22 protein-coding genes, 1 tRNA gene and 1 pseudogene are annotated in these 18,532 nt (G+C 56.3%); 9 read left to right on the forward strand and 15 right to left on the reverse strand.

Annotated features, from left to right (window positions below; genetic code table 11):
- Positions 1 to 39 precede the first annotated feature (39 nt).
- The gene (locus tag EM858_RS04080; RefSeq protein ID WP_080816954.1) at positions 40 to 735 is read left to right on the forward strand and encodes a hypothetical protein; all 696 of its coding nucleotides are present in this window, start codon (positions 40 to 42) and stop codon (positions 733 to 735) included.
- Between the two features lie 59 nt (positions 736 to 794).
- On the opposite strand, the gene EM858_RS04085 is transcribed toward EM858_RS04080, so the two are convergent.
- Positions 795 to 1,598 (reverse strand): TSUP family transporter, encoded by an 804-nt coding sequence (locus EM858_RS04085; RefSeq protein WP_080816955.1) that lies wholly within the window; start codon positions 1,596 to 1,598, stop codon positions 795 to 797.
- A 184-nt stretch (positions 1,599 to 1,782) separates the two neighbouring features.
- Here EM858_RS04085 and EM858_RS04090 point away from each other — a divergent pair, with 184 nt between their 5' ends.
- The 5 genes from EM858_RS04090 to recJ all read left to right on the forward strand — a co-directional run bounded on the left by EM858_RS04090 (position 1,783) and on the right by recJ (position 7,951).
- Entirely contained in the window at positions 1,783 to 2,742 is a 960-nt protein-coding gene (locus EM858_RS04090; protein ID WP_127755927.1) for a nucleoside hydrolase, read from the forward strand.
- 302 nt (positions 2,743 to 3,044) lie between these two features.
- Complete coding sequence (locus EM858_RS04095; protein ID WP_035260789.1) at positions 3,045 to 4,265, forward strand: LL-diaminopimelate aminotransferase; 1,221 nt, start codon at positions 3,045 to 3,047, stop codon at positions 4,263 to 4,265.
- A gap of 60 nt (positions 4,266 to 4,325) precedes the next feature.
- Positions 4,326 to 5,636 (forward strand): homoserine dehydrogenase, encoded by a 1,311-nt coding sequence (locus tag EM858_RS04100; RefSeq protein ID WP_080816956.1) that lies wholly within the window; start codon positions 4,326 to 4,328, stop codon positions 5,634 to 5,636.
- Between the two features lie 187 nt (positions 5,637 to 5,823).
- A complete protein-coding gene (locus EM858_RS27060) occupies positions 5,824 to 6,048 on the forward strand; it encodes a hypothetical protein (protein WP_162936643.1) in 225 nt (74 codons plus the stop codon).
- A gap of 94 nt (positions 6,049 to 6,142) precedes the next feature.
- On the forward strand, positions 6,143 to 7,951 hold the full coding sequence (recJ, locus tag EM858_RS04110; protein WP_127756171.1) for a single-stranded-DNA-specific exonuclease RecJ: 1,809 nt from the start codon (positions 6,143 to 6,145) through the stop codon (positions 7,949 to 7,951).
- 142 nt (positions 7,952 to 8,093) lie between these two features.
- Here the strand turns inward: recJ and EM858_RS04115 are convergent.
- The 10 genes from EM858_RS04115 to EM858_RS04160 all read right to left on the reverse strand — a co-directional run bounded on the left by EM858_RS04115 (position 8,094) and on the right by EM858_RS04160 (position 14,022).
- Positions 8,094 to 8,168: transfer RNA gene (locus EM858_RS04115), tRNA-Glu, on the reverse strand.
- A 481-nt stretch (positions 8,169 to 8,649) separates the two neighbouring features.
- Positions 8,650 to 9,912 carry a tyrosine-type recombinase/integrase gene (locus EM858_RS04120; RefSeq protein ID WP_164865302.1) on the reverse strand — a complete coding sequence of 421 codons (1,263 nt, stop codon included), beginning with the start codon at positions 9,910 to 9,912 and terminating at the stop codon, positions 8,650 to 8,652.
- Positions 9,869 to 10,153 carry a hypothetical protein gene (locus tag EM858_RS04125; RefSeq protein WP_127756172.1) on the reverse strand — a complete coding sequence of 95 codons (285 nt, stop codon included), beginning with the start codon at positions 10,151 to 10,153 and terminating at the stop codon, positions 9,869 to 9,871. Before EM858_RS04125 ends, EM858_RS04120 begins: the two co-directional genes overlap by 44 nt.
- Positions 10,153 to 10,602 (reverse strand): hypothetical protein, encoded by a 450-nt coding sequence (locus EM858_RS04130; protein ID WP_127755930.1) that lies wholly within the window; start codon positions 10,600 to 10,602, stop codon positions 10,153 to 10,155. The genes EM858_RS04125 and EM858_RS04130 overlap by 1 nt, the downstream gene beginning before the upstream one ends.
- A gap of 108 nt (positions 10,603 to 10,710) precedes the next feature.
- Complete coding sequence (locus EM858_RS04135; RefSeq protein WP_127755931.1) at positions 10,711 to 11,190, reverse strand: hypothetical protein; 480 nt, start codon at positions 11,188 to 11,190, stop codon at positions 10,711 to 10,713.
- Positions 11,187 to 12,227, reverse strand: a complete 1,041-nt coding sequence (locus EM858_RS04140) for a ParB N-terminal domain-containing protein (RefSeq protein ID WP_205649540.1) — start codon at positions 12,225 to 12,227, stop codon at positions 11,187 to 11,189. Before EM858_RS04140 ends, EM858_RS04135 begins: the two co-directional genes overlap by 4 nt.
- On the reverse strand, positions 12,224 to 12,538 hold the full coding sequence (locus EM858_RS04145) for a hypothetical protein (RefSeq protein WP_127755932.1): 315 nt from the start codon (positions 12,536 to 12,538) through the stop codon (positions 12,224 to 12,226). The genes EM858_RS04140 and EM858_RS04145 overlap by 4 nt, the downstream gene beginning before the upstream one ends.
- Complete coding sequence (locus EM858_RS04150; RefSeq protein WP_127755933.1) at positions 12,535 to 13,332, reverse strand: hypothetical protein; 798 nt, start codon at positions 13,330 to 13,332, stop codon at positions 12,535 to 12,537. The genes EM858_RS04145 and EM858_RS04150 overlap by 4 nt, the downstream gene beginning before the upstream one ends.
- Before the next feature lie 56 nt (positions 13,333 to 13,388).
- The gene (locus EM858_RS04155) at positions 13,389 to 13,706 is read right to left on the reverse strand and encodes a hypothetical protein (protein WP_127755934.1); all 318 of its coding nucleotides are present in this window, start codon (positions 13,704 to 13,706) and stop codon (positions 13,389 to 13,391) included.
- Between the two features lie 112 nt (positions 13,707 to 13,818).
- The gene (locus EM858_RS04160; protein WP_127755935.1) at positions 13,819 to 14,022 is read right to left on the reverse strand and encodes a DNA-binding protein; all 204 of its coding nucleotides are present in this window, start codon (positions 14,020 to 14,022) and stop codon (positions 13,819 to 13,821) included.
- 115 nt (positions 14,023 to 14,137) lie between these two features.
- Here EM858_RS04160 and EM858_RS27680 point away from each other — a divergent pair.
- Positions 14,138 to 14,284, forward strand: a pseudogene (locus EM858_RS27680) (Arc family DNA-binding protein); the annotation flags it as partial.
- A 346-nt stretch (positions 14,285 to 14,630) separates the two neighbouring features.
- On the opposite strand, the gene EM858_RS04170 reads toward EM858_RS27680, so the two are convergent.
- Positions 14,631 to 15,008 (reverse strand): helix-turn-helix transcriptional regulator, encoded by a 378-nt coding sequence (locus tag EM858_RS04170; protein ID WP_127755937.1) that lies wholly within the window; start codon positions 15,006 to 15,008, stop codon positions 14,631 to 14,633.
- A gap of 183 nt (positions 15,009 to 15,191) precedes the next feature.
- Positions 15,192 to 15,491: a pyocin activator PrtN family protein gene (locus EM858_RS04175; protein WP_127755938.1), complete on the reverse strand. Its 300-nt coding sequence runs from the start codon at positions 15,489 to 15,491 to the stop codon at positions 15,192 to 15,194.
- Positions 15,492 to 16,185: 694 nt separating this feature from the next.
- Here EM858_RS04175 and EM858_RS04180 point away from each other — a divergent pair.
- Both EM858_RS04180 and EM858_RS04185 read left to right on the forward strand, forming a co-directional pair.
- Positions 16,186 to 16,593 carry an ORF6N domain-containing protein gene (locus EM858_RS04180; protein WP_127755939.1) on the forward strand — a complete coding sequence of 136 codons (408 nt, stop codon included), beginning with the start codon at positions 16,186 to 16,188 and terminating at the stop codon, positions 16,591 to 16,593.
- A gap of 411 nt (positions 16,594 to 17,004) precedes the next feature.
- Entirely contained in the window at positions 17,005 to 17,232 is a 228-nt protein-coding gene (locus tag EM858_RS04185; protein ID WP_127755940.1) for a hypothetical protein, read from the forward strand.
- Between the two features lie 48 nt (positions 17,233 to 17,280).
- Here the strand turns inward: EM858_RS04185 and EM858_RS04190 are convergent, their stop codons facing one another.
- Together EM858_RS04190 and EM858_RS04195 are read right to left on the reverse strand one after the other, a co-directional pair.
- Positions 17,281 to 17,529 carry a hypothetical protein gene (locus EM858_RS04190; protein ID WP_127755941.1) on the reverse strand — a complete coding sequence of 83 codons (249 nt, stop codon included), beginning with the start codon at positions 17,527 to 17,529 and terminating at the stop codon, positions 17,281 to 17,283.
- Positions 17,530 to 17,683: 154 nt separating this feature from the next.
- Positions 17,684 to 18,418, reverse strand: a complete 735-nt coding sequence (locus EM858_RS04195) for a TIR domain-containing protein (RefSeq protein ID WP_127755942.1) — start codon at positions 18,416 to 18,418, stop codon at positions 17,684 to 17,686.
- Positions 18,419 to 18,532 lie beyond the last annotated feature (114 nt).

Genomic DNA, 18,532 nt, shown 5'->3' on the forward strand with positions numbered 1-18,532 from the left:
CATTGGGAACCGGGTTATGCCCGTTCAGGGAGAGTTGGGTTGAAAGATTTGATTGAGTTGTTCTGGCTGCGTTATACGGAACTGCAATCTGCCGTTGGTAAAAACGAAGCCAACAAGATCGCAGTGCTGGAGCGTGAACTGGAGCAGCTTCTCGAGCGGGTCGTCGGGCGTCAGACAGAAAACTCCGAGGATATTCGCGAACAGTTCCGTTTCGCCATCGACCTCCTGAATCACGAGGCGGAGGATCTCGGCTGCGTGCAGCGCAATTCCGAGCTTCTGAGAACCCTGGTCGACCGTTATGTCGGCATGCCGCCCAAGGCCAAGGTCATCGGTGACGAGGACGAGGACACCCTGGAATGGCATCACCGCCATCTGATCCTCGATGAGGATATGCTCAACGATCTGGACGAGCCGGTGGTCATCGTTTCTCCCGGCTATCGCGTGTCCTTTGCCAATGCGCTTGATGCTTTCCAGCGCAATGCGCCGGAAGGGCTTGTCGGCTGCCACATTGCCGAACTCGTCGGCGTCCACCGCTTCCAGAACGACCTTCGGGAAAAACTCGACAATTGCTTCAAGGGCGATACGTCGAAATATACCTATGCGGAAGATCAGAACGGCCGGACGATCGTGAAATCGCTGGAAATGTCCCCCTGCTATTCCTCCGCCTACAAGCTCGTGGGTGCGATGGTGGTGATAAGGGAAATTGCCGATCGCCGGCGCCGCGCCACCGGCTGATCTATCGGAGCGCCTTCCATCTGCCCGTTAGTCACGGGGAGGCGGCGCTCCACCATGCTTTATTTCGGGAAGATGGTTTCCCATATCGCGGCGATGGACCAGGCGGATGATGCATCCGCAAGGAGCTTCGTCGCCATGGCCAGGCAGGAAAGCACCAGCAGCGGGCGGATGATCTTCGCGCCGTTCTTCATGGCGAAGCGGGAGCCGATCTGTGCGCCGATGAACTGGCCGACGCCCATGGCGAGGCCGAGCTTCCATAAAACCGCACCACCTATCGCAAACACAACGAAACCGCCGAAGTTCGAGCCAAGGTTCAGAAGCTTGGTATGGGCGGTTGCCTTCAACATGCCGAAACCGGCAAGCGCCACGAAGGCGAGCATGTAGAAGGAACCCGCGCCGGGGCCGAAAACGCCGTCGTAAAAGCCCACCAGCGGCGCGACGGTGAAGCCGAACACGAAAGGTGTGATGCGGCGATGGCTGTCGATATCGCTTAGCTGCGGCTTGAAGGCGAAATAGATCGCAATCGCGATCAGCAGGAACGGCATGATGGTGCGCAGCAGGTCCGACGGCACGAAGGCGGCGGTGACCGCACCGAGCCCGCCGCCAAGCATGGCCATGACGGCCATGGGCAATTGTTCCCTCAGATTGACATGGCCGCGCCGGGCATAGGCGATGGTGGCGGAGGCCGAGCCGAACTGCGATTGCAGCTTGTTGGTGCCGAGCGTATCGAGCGGCGCAATGCCCATGATCAGCATCGCCGGAATGGTGATGAGACCGCCGCCACCGGCGATGGAATCGATAAAGCCGGCAAAGATGGCGACGCAGAAAAGGACGAGAAAAACGTTGAGGGCGATGTCTTGCACTTGGGATGTCCGGGCAGGCGGCGGGAGAGGGCTTCTTCTTTCATTGAAAAGACCGCCACGCAATATTTTTCTGCATGATATGCCGCCTGCGGGGGGATTGCGGTGTGGCCGCTTATCGTTATGTTTCCGTGGCGCGTCGCCGGCAGAAGCGGGATGGCGCTCGAGACATATGGATGAGGGCATTATGCATAAAGTGATATTCGATACGGATCCCGGTGTAGACGACGCCATGGCGCTTCTGTTCCTGCACCGTCACCCCGATATCGATCTGATCGGCGTCACCACGGTTTTCGGCAACGCCCCCATCGATATCACCACCCGTAATGCGCTCTTTCTCAAGCGGGAATGGCAGATAACCGCACCGTTCGCGAGAGGCGCTGGCGTCACCTTCGATCCCTCCCGCAAGGAAGGCCATTGGCCCACCTTCATCCACGGCGAAAACGGCCTCGGCGATATCGATATCCCTGAAACCATCGATCTGCCGCTCGATCCGCGCCCGGCGCATCGCTTCATCATCGAGACGGTGAAGGCCAATCCCGGCGAGGTGACGCTGATCGCCGTCGGCCGCATGACCAATCTGGCGCTGGCTTTGCGCGAAGAACCTGACTTCGCCGCGCTGGTGAAGGAAGTGATCGTCATGGGCGGCGCCTTCGACATGAACGGCAATGTCTCGCCGGCGGCCGAGGCCAATATTCACGGCGATCCGGAAGCGGCCGATCTCGTCTTCACCGCCCCCTGGCGCGTGGTCGTCGCCGGTCTCGATGTGACGACAAAAACCGTGATGACCAGCGCCTTCATGGCGGAGATGGCAGAGGCCGGCGGCAAGCCCGTGCAGCTGCTTTCCGACCTGTCGCAGTTCTACATCGATTTCTACAAGACCCGCACCGGTGACGGAATGGTCGTGCATGACAGCTGCGCCTGCGTTTATCTCGTCGCGCCGGAACTGTTTACCACCCGCAGCGGCCCGGTGCGCGTCGTGTGCGGCGGTCTTGCCGACGGCCAGACGATCCAGAAGCCGGATGGCCGCGCCTTTCCGCCGGGCGACTGGGACGGGCATCCGAGCCAGCTCATCTGCACGGATATCGAGCCGGAGCGCGTGCTTTCGGTCATCCGCGCGGCAATTGTGAAGGGTGAGCGCGGCTGAAGGGCAGGAATGGCCGTTCTTGAGCATGGCTTGCCTTGCATTTTCCAAGAATCTGGCGTTATGCAAGTTCCCTGATCATAGTGCGCGATCCGCCTTGCCGGCGGGGCTGAGAAGGCCCTGCGGGAAGCACGGGCGGATCACCGCTATGCGGCGTGGGCCGAGAAAAGCCTTGTAGGTTTTCCCGTGCTTTGCGCTACAATGAATAACGCCTGCCGGGTCGGTTCGTGTCGGCGGCGTTTAACAACAAAAAACGAACCTTCGTTATGGGCCGGCAGAACCGGTCCATTCCCATGAGGAAAGAGATGGAAGAGTTTCACAAGGTCCGGCGTCTGCCGCAATACGTCTTCGAACAGGTCAACCGTTTGAAAGCGAGCGCGCGAGCGGCCGGGGCCGATATCATCGATCTCGGCATGGGCAATCCCGACCTTCCGACCCCGAAGGCCATCGTCGACAAGCTTTGCGAGGTCGTTCAGGACCCGCGCACCCATCGTTATTCCTCGTCCAAGGGCATTCCCGGCCTTCGCCGCGCGCAGGCCGCCTATTATGCCCGCCGTTTCGGCGTGAAGCTGAACCCCGACACGCAGGTCGTCGCCACGCTCGGCTCCAAGGAAGGCTTCGCCAATATGGCGCAGGCCATCACCGCGCCGGGTGACGTGATCCTGTGTCCGAACCCCACCTATCCGATCCATGCCTTCGGCTTCCTGATGGCGGGCGGCGTTATCCGTTCGATGAATGTCGAACCGGATGACAGCTTCTTCGGACCGCTGGAACGGGCCGTGCGCCACTCCATCCCGAAGCCGCTGGCGCTGATCGTCAACTATCCGTCGAACCCGACGGCGCATGTCGCCTCGCTGGATTTCTACAAGGACGTCATCGCCTTTGCGAAGAAGCATGAGATCATCGTGCTTTCCGACCTTGCCTATTCGGAGATCTATTTCGACGAAAACAATCCGCCACCATCGGTTCTCGAGGTTCCCGGCGCAATCGACGTTGCGGTGGAGTTCACCTCCATGTCGAAGACCTTCTCCATGCCCGGCTGGCGCATGGGCTTTGCCGTCGGTAACGAGCGGCTGATCGCGGCTCTGACGCGCGTGAAGTCCTATCTCGATTACGGCGCCTTCACGCCGATCCAGGTTGCGGCCACCCACGCTCTCAACGGTGACGGTTCCGACATCGCCGAAGTGCGCAATGTCTATCGCCGCCGCCGCGACGTGATGGTCGACACCTTCGGCAAGGCCGGTTTCGAGGTTCCGCCGCCGGCGGCGACGATGTTCGCCTGGGCGAAAATCCCGGAAAAGTTCCGTCATCTCGGCAGCCTGGAATTCTCCAAGCTTCTGGTCGAGAAGGCAGATATCGCCGTTGCTCCCGGCATCGGCTTTGGCGAGATGGGCGACGATTACGTCCGTCTCGCGCTCGTGGAAAACGAGCATCGAATTCGTCAGGCAGCGCGCAATCTGAAGCGTTTCCTGTCGAGCGCAGACGAAACGATGCATAACGTCGTTTCGCTCAACGCCCACAGATAAGGGCAACCCAAGGCGGCCGGGTCCCGGCCGCCACCATCAACAGCAATCAGGAACATACCCATGGCAGATTCATTGAGAATCGGCATAGCGGGGCTCGGCACTGTCGGCGCTTCGCTCGTGCGCATCCTCCAGCAGAGAAGCAACGAACTTGCGATTACCTGCGGACGCGCGATTGAGATTATTGCGGTGAGCGCGCGCGACCGTTCGCGTGATCGCGGCATCGATCTCAAGGGTATTACCTGGTTCGATACGCCCGAGCAGATGGCAAGCGAAGCCGAGATCGACGTGTTCGTCGAACTGGTCGGCGGTGCTTCCGGTCAGGCGGAAAATGCGGTGCGCGCTGCACTCGCACGCGGTCTCCACGTGGTGACAGCCAACAAGGCGCTGCTGGCAAAGCACGGCGTGGAACTGGCGACGATTGCCGAAGACAAGGGGGCGCTTCTCAATTTCGAAGCGGCGGTGGCCGGTGGCATCCCGGTCATCAAGGCGCTGCGTGAATCCTTGACCGGCAACCATGTGTCGCGCATCTACGGCATCATGAACGGCACCTGCAACTACATCCTGACCAAGATGGAGAAGGAAGGGCTGTCCTTCGAGGCCTGTCTGAAGGAAGCGCAGCGGCTGGGTTATGCCGAAGCCGATCCGGCCTTCGATATCGAGGGCAACGATACGGCCCACAAGCTGGCAATTCTGACGACGCTTGCCTTCGGCAACAAGATTTCGGCCGATGACATCTATCTGGAAGGCATCACCAATATCTCCAGCGAGGACATTCAGGCGGCCGCAGAGCTCGGTTATCGCATCAAGCTTCTCGGCGTGGCGCAGGTGACCGAATCCGGCATCGAGCAGCGCGTGCATCCGACCATGGTGCCGCTCGATTCCGTCATCGCCCAGGTGGATGGCGTCACCAATGCGGTGGCGATCGAATCCGACATTCTCGGCGAATTGCTGATGGTTGGCCCGGGTGCGGGCGGCAACGCCACGGCGTCCGCCGTTCTGGGCGACATTGCCGATATCGCCAAGAGCCGTCCGGGCGCCCAGCAGGTGCCGGTTCTCGGTCGTCCGGCGAAATCGCTGACGGAATACCGCCGCGCCAAGATGAAGAGCCACGAGGGCGGTTATTTCATTCGCCTGACGGTGAAGGATCAGGCGGGCGTCTTCGCCTCCATCGCCACCCGCATGGCGGATAACAACATCTCGCTGGAATCCATCGTGCAGCGTCAGCGCGTGCATGTGGAAGGCGCGCCGCAGACCATCATCCTCGTTACCCATGCGACGATGGAAGATGCGATCCGCAAGGCGGTGAAGGCGATCAAGAACGAGAAATATCTCGTCAGCGAGCCGCAGGTCATCCGCATCGAGCGCACCTGAGACGCTTCGTTATCTTGATGTTATCGAGGGCCGCGCTTCCGCATGGAGGCGCGGTTTTTCGTTCTATGACTGCCTGCATCATGCCGGTAGTCTCGCGCCCATAAAATTTGGGGGGACGGCGTCGGAAGCGCTGGAAAACAAGGCGATTCGGCACTATGGTTAATCCTGTTCACCAAGCGAGGGAGGCGTGGCCGTGACATCGATCATCCTGTTCAAGGACAATAAGCGTGCAGGCGTTGCGGCCGCCCATCACCGGGCGCGGCCTCACAATGCCAACGACAATATTCGCAGCATGGAATTCGATATTGGGGAGCATGAGCGCAACTGGTGTTCCCTTGCCGTGTTTTCGCTGCTGCTGCTTGTTGGCGCGGTCTCGATCGTCAGTCCGTTTTTCTCGATTTTTTCGGTGTGAATCCTCATAAGCGCGTTTTTGCTTGAAAAACACGCCATCGCCATTTAGCCCGTTTTAAAGCGCGATTGGGCGCGTGACAGGATGAATGGACAGGATGGCAATGATGGAGCCGGCCGATACCGTGGCCCGCGCGTTTTTAAGCGTGGAGCGGTCGGCGACAGAACAGCGCTGGGTGTCGCGGCTGGATCAGGCCGGGCAGAACCGCGCGCTGGCCATGTCCCAGATCCACGCCATCCCCGAATTGATCGCCCGGGTTCTTGCCGGGCGTGGTGTGGGTGTTGATGACGCCCTGGCGTTCCTCGATCCGACCATTCGCTCGCTGATGCCCGATCCGCATGTGCTGACCGATTGCGAAAAGGCCGCCGAGCGGCTGGTGCGGGCCATCGAGACAGGCGAGAAGGTGGCGATCTTCGGCGACTACGACGTCGACGGCGCTGCTTCCTCCGCTTTGATGTACCGGTTTCTCGCGCATTTCGGTCTGACACCGGAAATCTATATTCCAGACCGTATTTTCGAGGGCTACGGGCCGAACCCGGCGGCGATGCAGCAGCTTGCCGCCAATGGCGCGACGCTGATCGTGACGGTCGATTGCGGCTCCACCAGCCATGAGTCGTTGAAGGCCGCCAGGGATGCGGGAACGGATGTGGTGGTGATCGACCACCATCAGGTCGGCACGGAGCTGCCGCCGGCCGTGGCGCTGGTCAATCCCAACCGTGAGGACGATCTTTCGGGGCAGGGGCATCTCTGTGCCGCCGGCGTGGTATTCCTCGTGCTGGTGGCCACCCTGCGGCTGTTGAAAGAGAAGCGACACAGGCAGGCCTTCACGCTCGATCTGCTGTCGCTTCTCGATATCGTCGCCCTTGCCACTGTGTGCGATGTGGTGCCGCTGAAGGGCCTCAACCGCGCCTATGTGGTGAAGGGGCTGATTGCCGCGCGCCATATGAACAATGCCGGGCTTGCTGCCTTGTTCAAGAAGGCGGGGCTGGGCGGACCTGTGACGCCCTATCATTTCGGTTTCCTGATCGGGCCGCGCATCAATGCCGGCGGCCGCATCGGCGACGCTGCGCTCGGCAGCCGTCTCCTGACCATCGACGATGCTTCGCAGGCCGAAGTCATTGCCGAGAGGCTGGATGAGCTGAACCGCGAGCGGCAGGCCATGGAAGCCGCCATGCTGGCGGAAGCAGAAGCGGAGGCGCTGTTCGAATATGGCGATGGTTCCGGTGCGGGCGTCATCGTTACTGCGCGCGAAAACTGGCATCCCGGCATTGTCGGTCTGCTTGCCTCGCGTCTGAAGGATCGCTTCCGCCGTCCCGCCTTCGCCATTGCCTTCGATCCCTCCGGCAAGGGCACCGGTTCCGGCCGCTCGATCAACGGCTTCGATATGGGGCGCATGGTGCGCGCCGCCGTGGAGGCCGGCTTGCTGGTCAAGGGCGGTGGGCATGCCATGGCGGCCGGACTGACGGTGGAGCGCGCCAATCTCGGTAAGCTCAGGACTTTCTTCGAGGAAGCGGCGGCAAAGACCGTGAACGAGCTGGTGGAAAGCAGCGTGCTGAAGATCGACGGCGCTATCGGCGCGTCGGGTGCCACATTGCAGCTTGTCGACCAGCTGGAGCAGGCCGGTCCATATGGCTCCGGTCATTCGCAGCCCATCTTTGCCGTGCCGGCGCATCGCCTGCGCGATGTGCGGCTTGTGGGGACAGCTCACGTCAAGATCACGCTGGAGGCCATGGACGGCTCGCGACTGGACGGCATCGCGTTCCGCGCCGCAGAAGCGCCTTTGGGGCAGATGCTGTTGAACGCGCGTGGCCGGAATATTCATGTAGCCGGCACCGTGGGCGCCGATCTCTGGCAGGGCCAGAGGCGCGTTCAACTGCGCGTTCTGGACGCGGCTTTCGCGCCGTGATTTTGCGCACTGCCACGGCCTTCCAGCTATCTTGGAATTTTACCGGACACCGGCCCAGGCGAGTGGATGAGACGCAACAACACTTCTTTACGCGAAGTGTGAAGATTTTCGTGCAGGCAGCTGATTTTAAAGGAGAAGCAAGTGGCACGCCCTAGGGGAGTCGAACCCCTCTTTTCAGAATGAAAATCTGACGTCCTAACCGATAGACGAAGGGCGCGTGCGCTTGTGGTGTGGCGCCCTTATAGTCAGGCTCCGGTTGGTCCGCAAGCGGAAAAATTGATTTTTCTCGCTTCGTGACGAGTTTTTTTATGGAGGCCGGAAGGGCTGTGGAAAACTGCGCCAGAACTGGCCAAGGCCTTGAAATATCGCCCCTATCGCTGCGCATCAGTAATGCCCCCATGCCTTGCTGGAGGCCAGGGACAAGGTTGTCCAACCCTTAGCTGGCATATGCTGCCGGCTGGATGAAACGGATGCTGTGGCTGCTGAAGGGGAAAGGCAAGCCGGGTCGATTTGCCTGTTGGCGTTTCGTCCGGCTTGCCTTCCATCGGGGGGACAGCATTCTAACGTGCCCGGCGAGAATCGGTTCCGGCGCATTGATCACGCGTGACGAATTTGCCAACTGGCGCGATGCTGTCATATTTTAAAGGGGGAGAACACGAAGGCAAGTGGCACGCCCTAGGGGCGTGACACGGCGAAAATCAGCCGTTGTTTTTGCTGTATTTTTTGACTGTTTTTGTCTCACTTTTTGCCACCCCTTTGGCGGGTGAGACAAAATCGTCCATATTTTGTTCTGCTGACACGGCCGGCAACACCTCGCCACCGGCGCCACTATCCGGCGTTTTCTGAAGAAACTTCATGCCTTTCTCAGCCAGCTTTTTGCGGTTGGCTTTTTTGGTGTAGTGGGCGGCTTGCTCCGCGGTGGTCCAACCATAGATCGCCATCAATTGCTTTTCCGTCGCACCGTTTTCAGCGGCGCGCGTTGCACCCGCCTTACGCAGACCGTGCATGGAGCAATGAAACAGGTCGGCGGCATCGCACCACTTTCTCATCCTATTCCCCAGCCCCTTCACAGAGAACGGCTTGCCTCTTTCCGTTACGATGAACGTGAGGTTGCCAGTCGGGCCTTCTTCAAGCGCTGAGCGGAGTTCCGGCAAAATCGGTATCTCGACATCAACGCCGCTCGATCTCGCTGTCTTTTTTGGCTTGATGCGTATCCATCCGTCGGCGGATATATGCTGCCGACCGAAGATCGCCATGGTTTGCAGCCGGAAGCCGGTGTGGAGTCCGATATTCAATGCGAGGCGGGCACAGGATCCGGGAGGATGAACGGCCTCGAACCGCATAACCTCTTCCTCAGTCCATGTGTGAAACCCATCTCCCGAATATAACCGCTTGATTCCGTTGCACGGATTAACTTTCAGCAGGTCTGCCGTTTCTACAGCCCAAGTGAACATGGCACTTATGGCTTTGACAACATCGTTTCGCGCGCCCGGCGTTGAACGCAGATCGTCGCGTATTTCCGTGATATGTCGTTTTTCCATAGACGCATAGGGAAGGGTACCCCGCGCGCGTTTCCCTTTGGGACCAAGACTGCGGCATACCTCTTCAAGGATTTTTACCCTCGCAGCCATTGTCCTGTCGGTGACAGTACCTGCGGCGCGGCGCTTGTATTCCACCACCAACCACCACAAAGTTCCGTTTACCGGAGGTATGATTTTCTCCGGGCCATCTTCTTTTTGCTCGGCATAGGGGATGCCCAGCCTGGCGCAGGCGATTTCCTTTTCGAATTCTGCTGTGCCAGGCTGTTCACGCAGGCGCACCTTAGGCTTGCCTGCCGCGCGGAAATAATACCGCGGGTTTCCATGACGATCAGGGTCGAAGGAGACGCCCTTCGGAAGCTTGTTGTTTTTGCGAGGTCTAGGCATCGTCCCAAGGATTGCTGCCGGATGCAGCTTCGTCAATATCGTTGGCTTCATCTGCGCTTGGTTGATGCGGCAGACGGCGAAAATATTCGGAAAGCTCAGTTACGGCATAAACCAAGCGGCCGGCCGAAGCCATGCGAGGACGAGGCATCGTCCCGGCCGTTACCATTTTGTCGAATGTGCTTGGCGAGACGCCAACGAGTTCCGCCGCCTGCTCTCGATTGACGCCGAATGGCGGCAGCGACGTGGGAAGAATATCGATCGTTCTGGTTCTCGCCATCACGACTCGCTCTTCTTTTTTTCGGCTAGGTATTGAGCCGGGTCTATTTTCTTCACGGCGGAAGCAGGTCCAAAAGTACCTAGTTTTTTGTCGCGATAACGTCCTTCGGCTTCGGAATCGAATTTCGCTGCGCCGACAGTTCTCACCCACCCAACGGCATTCGACGCGGCAACGCGTTGCTCAGTCGTCAGCTTGTTGTTTTTTTGCCGCTTTGTTTTGTCTTTTTTGACCTTGGCGAGCCATTTGTGCTTTTTAAGAAGCTCTCGCTGGATCCTCAACAAAATCGGAAACATTGATGCCGATTTGTCTTTCGGAAACTTGATCTCAAGTTCTGCCAGCCGGCACGCAACGAATGCCGCGTGTCTTGCAGATTTGAAGGAACTCGTATCCGCGTGTTTCCCATCTAGGTATCGGCGAAGCGCTGCAAGCTCATCAGGGAATTCAAACATACTCATCTCCAACTGACCAATATACGCCAGCCCCGGTTTCCCGGGACTGGCAGTTTGTTTCGGTCTTCGGAGTGCCACGATTGGCGAATGGTATTTTAGTGCGAGCGGTTAAACGGCGGTTGGCTTGATCGCGTCTTTGGCAGCTTGCTCAAGGCATTGGCCGAATGTCCAATCTGGATGCTTGTCCCAATAGGGGGCTGCAACCTTTTCCGCCGTTTCCATTTCAAAGGCAACTTCGCCTATCGCGCTCTCCTTTTTACGCCGGTTCTCAACGGCCTTGCGGAACTCAAGTCGGGAGAGCGAAAGTGTCAGTTTGATTTTGGCGCCGTCGTCATCGACCGATACGGTGCCAGGAAGCAGAAGGAAGTTGAAACCGAGCTGCTTGTCGTCGCGCGCCTTGATCGCACTCTTCGCTATGTTGTTCGCTGCCTCGCGCAGATCTTTGGTGATTGTTGCGATGCTGGTGCGTTTGCGGTCTTCGCGGCTGATCTTATCGTATATGGCCGGCGCCAGCGTGCGAGCATTGAAACCGTCGCCAGACATGGTTGCTTCAACTGTCTCGTTGATGATGTTGGAATATGCGGTCATGCGGATGCTCCTTTGCGCTCCCATGCGCGTGCGAAGTTTTCAAACCATTGTGAAACTGTGAGAAGGTCCGGCACATCGACGGCGTGGTCGAGCGTTCGCGGTACTGATGCCGCCATTGCAGCAGGATCCGGAAGAGCCTTGACGAGTTCGGTGGCTCTGATGACCTGCATGATGTTCGCCCGGTCTTGCTGCGTACCGAATGCACGCTGCATGTCGGCGGCGCGTTCGGCCGTTACGAGCTCAGCGGCAGGCATCGCCTGCACTTCGTCGTAAAGGGCCTTGGCGCTGTTCAGTGCTTCCACGGCCTTCTGAAAACCGGGATCGTTGGCAAGGTCTTCTTCCGTGATTTCATCATCCGACGAATTTCGTCGGCAGTCAGCCTGGAGCGAGGTACGCATATTGTGCGTATCGTCATCAACCGTTGTGCCAACTTCCGGGGTGTCGGAGTTTTGCGACGTTGTCGTAAAACTTGAGTGCTGCACAGGTTTGCCGATGGCCGCTGTGTTCATCGTGGCAGTGGTGCCATGACGAGTGGTGTATGTGCGTTCTGACTGGGGAAATTCCCCAGTTAGATTAGAGGCACGTGCAGAAGACACTGTTTTGTGGTCAACGCCGCATCTCTTCGCAATTTCCCGGTCGCTCCACGTCGACCACTCCGCATCCTGTAAAAGGGTCGATACCGCACGCCGCTTGTCTTCATTGGTGCGGCGCAGTCCGTGAGAGGCATTGGCGCCGACGCTGAAAAGGATAGCATCCCGGCGCGTGCCTTGGTGGACATCTGCGATGACGCGTTGCGCGCCGGTTGCCTTGAGCGCGTGGTAGCGGTGAAAGCCATCCGCCAGCCAGTAAGCTTTCCCATCGTGGAAAAGCACGATCGGCGGAAATACAGCGCCGTTGCGCATCGCGTCGGCATAGTCGGCAACAACGGCCGGAACAACGCTGGCGCGGGACTGTGTGCCGCCGTCGATGCTGATCGAAGCCAGTGCAATGTTGTTCGCCGGAATCTTGTCGTTGGAGACAAATTCGATAACCATCATTCTTCTCCCCAAACAAAGCTCGTGAGACGGCGCGACGGAGAAATGACGGTTTCACTGCTGATGGTCGCTGATGATTCAGCAACGTTCATTGTGTTGGAAATGATTAATCCGGAAAGACCCAAAATGAGGAACGCTTTGTGTACCTCGATAGAAACATTTTCTTCCCCGGCTTGAAACTCCTCCATGACATGAGAGAGAAGTGCGTCGAATCTGACTGGCTCCATTCGGCAAGCAAGAAAACGTAGCGTTTCTGCGAGAATTGCAGCTCTGGTTTCCGGGGCCATTATTTCACCTTCGAATTCGAGATTCATGCGGCATCCCTCGTGCGCGCGGCGTCAGTCTCAGTTGGTGCATGGGCTCTGCCCATACCCGCAAGGAACTTCGTCCCTTGACCCAAAGCACTGGCTTCGCCAGCGCTGTTGTCATCGTGCTCTTCCTCGTCATCGCCAAACAGCCACGCCCCGATTGCTGGAGCGACCAGTTTTGCTTTTGAGGGGTCGATAACGGGAAAGGATGGTGTTCCGGCTTTCATGGTGGATGTCCGTCGTACATCTGCCTCGGATTGGTCCGCATAGGCCTTTGTTTCGTCTTCCGTGTCGAAACGCCCCAAATCCATGGTTACACCCATGGCCTTGATCGTTGCGCGCCATTTTAAGCGACCACGGTCAAACCGAACGTGAGTGGAAACGCTGACGGAAGATGAGGATTTTAATGGTGAAGATTCCACCAGTACGTTGCGCGCGCGATCTATATATATGGCTGGTGAATTTTCTTCTTCGGGACCAAGTGACATTTTGTCACCTAAATCGGGTTCTGAATTGAGTGACATTTTGTCACTTTGGTCCCATTCCTTTGCGGACATGATGCTCTCCTTCGTGAGAGTAAAATCCTGATTGATGGAAAGGGTCACAAGATCGGCCGGCCGACCCCTTTTTGCGTAAGCCACTTGCTTCGACTTGGAGAGCACCATCAGACGCTCCAGAGTGGCCATCGATCGGATAACCGTCCGACGGGATAAGCCCGTCTTGTTGGCTACATCTTGCTGCTTGATTTCAGCCACCCCAACGTCATCGGCAGAGCGGGACAAAACCTTCAGGATCGCCATCAGCGTTCTGTCGGCTATGTCCTGTCTCTTGAGCCAAGCCGTAGCGATCGAGCTCATCAACGACCACTTTTTAAAAAGTCGATTACCTGGCGGCTGATTTTCTGAACGAAATCATCGTCGGCGTCCTCAAATTCCGCGAGCATTTTCTCAAGCAGGGCCGCCGCTTCAAAATTGCACGTGATCGCGAATTTCCCATCAACGATCATTTGCCAGTTGCGGAGAAACTGGGGTTCGAGCTCTGGCTTCCAATCAGCCTCCATTGCGCGATCGAACGCCAGCGCCTCGAGAAGGGTGGTCGGTGGGGTAAACGTTGCCGGAGTAGACGGTCGCGCTGGATTTGCGTGCACGGCAGTGCTATGAACATGTTTGTTCATCTTCTTTGTCCTTTGGATAGGTGAAGGGTTGATCCACGGTCCGGAAGCGCGCCAACGCTTGCCGGACCATTATTTTTGGGGTGGAGCTGATTGCCTCACAGACAATCTCCACTCAAATTTGCGCCGCGTCTGTAAGGAAAGCGATCAGCTTGCGACGGGAGGCTACCCAACGACCGCCAACCTTTTTGGCGGGGAGTTGATTTTTCTCGAGTAGATCAAACGTGACGCGCTCGGTTCTTTCTATAATTTTCGCAATCGCTGCGCCGCCCCAAACGAGGTCGGAGCTGTTGATATGGTCGGTGTCCTGGTCGGACATGCCTACTCCTGTAATTTGGAAAAAACTGCAATCTACGTGATGGCTAGTAGCCATGCGTTAACTATGGCTACTAGCCATCATTGTGTCAACTGAAAAAATGTGGCTAGTAGCCATCATGACAGACAAGAAATCTATTCAGCCGCAAGATAAGTACGTCCTACGCCTCCCTGATGGGATGCGTGAACGGATAAAGTATGAAGCTGACCGCTATGGTCGCAGCATGAATGCCGAAATTATACATCGTCTTGAGTCGACGCTGATACATTCTCCTGAGAAGGTACAGGAGTTGAAATGGGAGGCTGAGGAGCAGGCTGCCGAGATATCCGAGCTAGAGCAGACGATTGTTGAGAAGGATGATGAGATTGAGCGCCTTAAAGAACAGATGACGTTCTACCAAGGAATGAACAAATCTCTCTCTGACATAGTACAAACCGTTATTGCACGTGCAGACATTGAAGCTGCGGCTGCGGCTGGTATGCGTGACCAACTGGAGCGATTTAAAGATAGCGAGTGATGTTATTACCGGTGCGATCCTTCTTAATCCCGGAAATTCCGGGATTAAGGGACGGCTAGGACCATCTTGGGTGGCTGTTGCAAATGCCCTGATGCTATTTGGAGCGTCGTAGACTTGCCTGCCGTCGCGACAAGAGACAATTCGCGTGATCAAGGACGGAAAAGCGGTCGTCTAGATTCAGTTTGCGCATAACCTCAACAACATCTCTGATCTCTTCCGACAACGAAGTCTGAACCACCGGCAGTCCGACTTCGTTGCCGGTGACGTCATGGTAAAGAGCCATAATCTTGGCCGTATGCCGGTCTGGACGCAATTTTTTTGAGAGCCATTTGCTCACCGTCGATTGGTTTACGCCCAGTGCAGAAGCAATCTCGTTCTGGGGCGAGATGGCTCCTTTTTGACGATAATGCGCCTCGATCTCGCGAAGCATGTCTAAAGTATCGTGGCTCATGTTCCGCATCATACCTGCCATCTGTACACCCTTTGACTAGGCGATTCTTGATGAGGTTCCAGCGCACCGCCCTTCGAGAAATGCCGCTGGCAGACATCGTCCGGATTTCGGACGATCTTGCGACGACGAATTTCGGCGGCAAAAACCTTAAAGAAATCAAAGAGAATTCAGCTTTGAATTCTCCGGAGCGACTGGAGCGCTCTGCTAACGATATCCCTTTGGGTGAAACTGTTGAAATTCCTTCAGCGCGGCTTCGCGCCGGCTGTCGATATAATCAGCAAGATCCTGAATGTAGATCCCCTTTTGGCACTTCTGGGATGTTTCCGCTCGCACGACCGGTATCGCAATCTCGCCAGCGCTGACTTTCCGGAGAAACTTTTCGGGCGTTAGGTGGCTGAAGTAAGCTGCGCAAACGTCTTCGACGGGAATGACAGCCTTGCCGCCGTACTGGGCGAACAACAAAAAAGCGGTCGAGAACTCAGAATCTTTCGTGATGATTGACAAGGCGCGGCTCCGAAGTAATGGGTTGATCGCCCTACCTGTCAGCTTTTATGCCGCCTCGCCAGTCGCGGAAAAACGCACCGTTTATTCCAATTGGAATATCTTCAAGTTTTCTCCAAGTGATTGCACGAAAAAGGAAAATTCCATCTGGAATATTGCCTCCAAATCAATTCGACTATCCACAAAAAAATAGTATCCATGCCCGTCGGGGGTACGGATTGAATCCGTACCCTTCCCATCATCGTCAAAGCGACGCATATCGTCGTTTAGGGCAGGGGTCTCTTGAAAACCCAAGACACCGTCGCCCACCAGCGTCTCGGCAATCTTGGGACAGCCGCGCTTGGTGACGAGATAGGCTTTTGGCGTACGAGGGGCGAAAATACCGCTGAAGCGACTGGCGACGAATTTCGTCGGCAGTCAGTTCAAAGAAATCTTCATCGATTTTGAAGCGATCACGATGCTTTGGGTATGTACGGCCGACAGTCCCATCTGGTCGCTCTCCGGTGAATCCCATTGCAGGGAGCGTGAACGCATCGCGATTAGACAACGACGAGAAGGGTATATGCTCAATATACACCCTTGGCGGAGAGCAGGATCTGCATACGGTTTCGGAGGGATGAAGGTAGGTTTACGGGGTGGCTAGCCAGCCGATTGCCTCACATCTCCCGGAGATCGGCGTACGCCGCGATCCAGCGATATGATCGACAAAGTGCATGGTCGGCCCAAGGACACGGCTCGAAAGCGCTTCAATGACAACCTAGTGCGCTTTGTGGAAGGGGAGGACTACTTCAAAGTCAGCGCGTCCGAAATACGGACGCACAAAATCCTCGATATTTCGCCTAAGGCGCATGAAGATTTCACGTTCGTGACGAAGCGTGGCTATCTCAAGATTGCCAAGACCCTCGGAGACGACAAGGCCTCCATTTGTGATCGAAGGCATCCGGAACGCAAGCGGTACGATCATGTCATGAGAGACATCAACAGGCTTCCCCAGATCAGGGGAAGCCTCAGAAGGAGTACCGTCGTGTGGGCGAGGGTGTCTTGGGTTTTAAAGAGCCTCCTTCTACGCACCGCAGAACGGCCAAATCTATCACGCGTGCTCTGACGATTTCAGGCGACGCAATTTTGCGTCGTTTAAAATCAACGGTTTGAGCGTGCAGAGAAATTCCGCATTTCGCTTCGAAAATCATGAATTATAAAAATTAATTCGGCACTGATCGAGAGCACATTTTTACTTACAGGCGTAAGCCTTTTCCGTAGTTTGTGAAAGAATCAACAAAAATTAAATCAAGTGCCATTGTTGACGGTTTCGAAATTCCAGACTCAAATCATAGCCGAATCTGATGGTTCCACTGAGAACCGAATCACTTCCAGATAGACGAATTCACAGCGAGAGCGGGGCGGCGGATGGGGCCGGGGTTGATCACCTGGTTGCTATGAGGCCGCCCCATATTATCCCTCTCGTGATGTTCGATCCCGCGTCCGGCGGTGTCCGGGCCAACAACGGAGAAAGCGCATGAACGCTCCCATCTGCACGGCGAAATTCAAACTCACCAACCGCGTTGAAAATCAGGCCGGCTTCACGCTGACATTCGAACCTGTTACGTCTGGCAGCCCGGAGAACAATCAGTTCTTCAAATACACCCCATGGGGTAAGTTGGAATTGGGCACGATCAATGCAGAAGCCGCCAATGGTTTTTTCGTTGGTGGCGAGTATCTCTTGCCCTTCGTTCCGGCCGATTGAGAATCCGTCATCTATGCCTTGTCACGCGAGATTAGGGTGACGATTCTGTTAGAGGGCCGTGCAAACGGTGGCGCCTGGAGGACAGTCTACCTCAGACCCTTCGGATGGAGGGGCTGATTGATACGTCGTTTCCCCGAAGCTTCTCACATATTGCCCCTGATATGGCTCGTCATCGGAAAGGTTTGCTTCCATCGTTGGCTTGTTGGCTGAAGGTGTTGTGTATGTGGTTTCGCGGGTATTGTCGGTACCGCAGCCGATAAGAAAAGCAATCGGCAAAAATAAAGCCAGTTTGTTCATCCCATCCCCCAAGTTTAGTTGCTGGTAGAATGCTCCGCAAAGTCGAAAGAGTCGAGAGTGTGGCCTTATGAACATTCGCTCGATTAGCGCGAGGCATATTCCCGAAAGAATATCTGATCTGAAGTGCCCTCAAAGCGCGTTGCCTTTCACCTTATTACTTTGACCTCAACCCGTTTTTCTCTTGAAGAATCAGTCTGGCCCTCAGCCTGTCGCCTTTTGCAATCGACCGTTCCAGTAGTTTGAGTTGGTCATCGCTCCACTCCACCACCGATGGCGGAACTCCGGCGCCAGCGCCCGGGACTATAGTTGGTGAAGACCTCATCCTCCGGAGTTCAAACATAACCTCACTTAAACCGTCTTCGATGTTTTGTAAGCGCACATTATCTGTTTCTTTCTTGATCGGTTTGGCATCCGGCAACTCGATTTTAGCGTATTCCGACTGAAAATCTGGCCACCATTTTGCAAACACGCGGTCTAGCTGGGGTTGGTCGAGTGGCTTAGCGCAGTATGAATTTATCTGTGCTAGCAGGTCTCGCATTTCTTCGTGGACTGGGCGAACGTACTGAAATTGAGTGAGTGGAGATTTGGCGGCTTCGAAGTTCTCTACGCCGCAAAGGAGAGGTGCAACAACACCCTTGACACTCTTTGAAAGGGCCCCTGCTTCAAACAGGATCCATGGGGCGTTGACGTTGGTCTTTGTCACAACAATGATGCCGAAATCGATCTCCGACAAATTACTCGAGACAGAAGCCAGCCAACGCTCGCCCTTGCCAATATCTTGTGATGATACGTAGACGTCGGCATCCTGAAGTACGCAAGGTATCCACGACTTTAAAAGTTCGGCGATGAGTTTACTCTCTTCGCCTGACCAACTTGCAAAAATACGCATTTTGCCCCCGAGACTGTACACGGACGCAATGAATAGCGCTTTGTTGTCTCGATCAAGGAAAAGCGATCAATATCGTTAATCTAGGTGGGATTTCGTTGCAGAAGGGCGATGATC

The sequence above is a fragment of the Agrobacterium sp. CNPSo 2736 genome, assembly GCF_004005385.1.
In the GTDB taxonomy this organism is placed as follows: domain Bacteria; phylum Pseudomonadota; class Alphaproteobacteria; order Rhizobiales; family Rhizobiaceae; genus Agrobacterium; species Agrobacterium leguminum.

Coding starts and splice junctions, on each gene's coding strand:
- EM858_RS04090 (WP_127755927.1), top strand. CDS start 1,783: ATGCATAAAGTGATATTCGATACGGATCCCGGTGTAGACGACGCCATG.
- EM858_RS04095 (WP_035260789.1), top strand. CDS start 3,045: ATGGAAGAGTTTCACAAGGTCCGGCGTCTGCCGCAATACGTCTTCGAA.
- EM858_RS04100 (WP_080816956.1), top strand. CDS start 4,326: ATGGCAGATTCATTGAGAATCGGCATAGCGGGGCTCGGCACTGTCGGC.
- recJ (WP_127756171.1), top strand. CDS start 6,143: ATGGCAATGATGGAGCCGGCCGATACCGTGGCCCGCGCGTTTTTAAGC.
- EM858_RS04125 (WP_127756172.1), bottom strand. CDS start 10,153: ATGGCGAGAACCAGAACGATCGATATTCTTCCCACGTCGCTGCCGCCA.
- EM858_RS04130 (WP_127755930.1), bottom strand. CDS start 10,602: ATGTTTGAATTCCCTGATGAGCTTGCAGCGCTTCGCCGATACCTAGAT.
- EM858_RS04135 (WP_127755931.1), bottom strand. CDS start 11,190: ATGACCGCATATTCCAACATCATCAACGAGACAGTTGAAGCAACCATG.
- EM858_RS04140 (WP_205649540.1), bottom strand. CDS start 12,227: ATGATGGTTATCGAATTTGTCTCCAACGACAAGATTCCGGCGAACAAC.
- EM858_RS04145 (WP_127755932.1), bottom strand. CDS start 12,538: ATGAATCTCGAATTCGAAGGTGAAATAATGGCCCCGGAAACCAGAGCT.
- EM858_RS04150 (WP_127755933.1), bottom strand. CDS start 13,332: ATGGCGATCCTGAAGGTTTTGTCCCGCTCTGCCGATGACGTTGGGGTG.
- EM858_RS04155 (WP_127755934.1), bottom strand. CDS start 13,706: ATGAACAAACATGTTCATAGCACTGCCGTGCACGCAAATCCAGCGCGA.
- EM858_RS04160 (WP_127755935.1), bottom strand. CDS start 14,022: ATGTCCGACCAGGACACCGACCATATCAACAGCTCCGACCTCGTTTGG.
- EM858_RS04170 (WP_127755937.1), bottom strand. CDS start 15,008: ATGGCAGGTATGATGCGGAACATGAGCCACGATACTTTAGACATGCTT.
- EM858_RS04180 (WP_127755939.1), top strand. CDS start 16,186: ATGATCGACAAAGTGCATGGTCGGCCCAAGGACACGGCTCGAAAGCGC.
- EM858_RS04185 (WP_127755940.1), top strand. CDS start 17,005: ATGAACGCTCCCATCTGCACGGCGAAATTCAAACTCACCAACCGCGTT.
- EM858_RS04190 (WP_127755941.1), bottom strand. CDS start 17,529: ATGAACAAACTGGCTTTATTTTTGCCGATTGCTTTTCTTATCGGCTGC.
- EM858_RS04195 (WP_127755942.1), bottom strand. CDS start 18,418: ATGCGTATTTTTGCAAGTTGGTCAGGCGAAGAGAGTAAACTCATCGCC.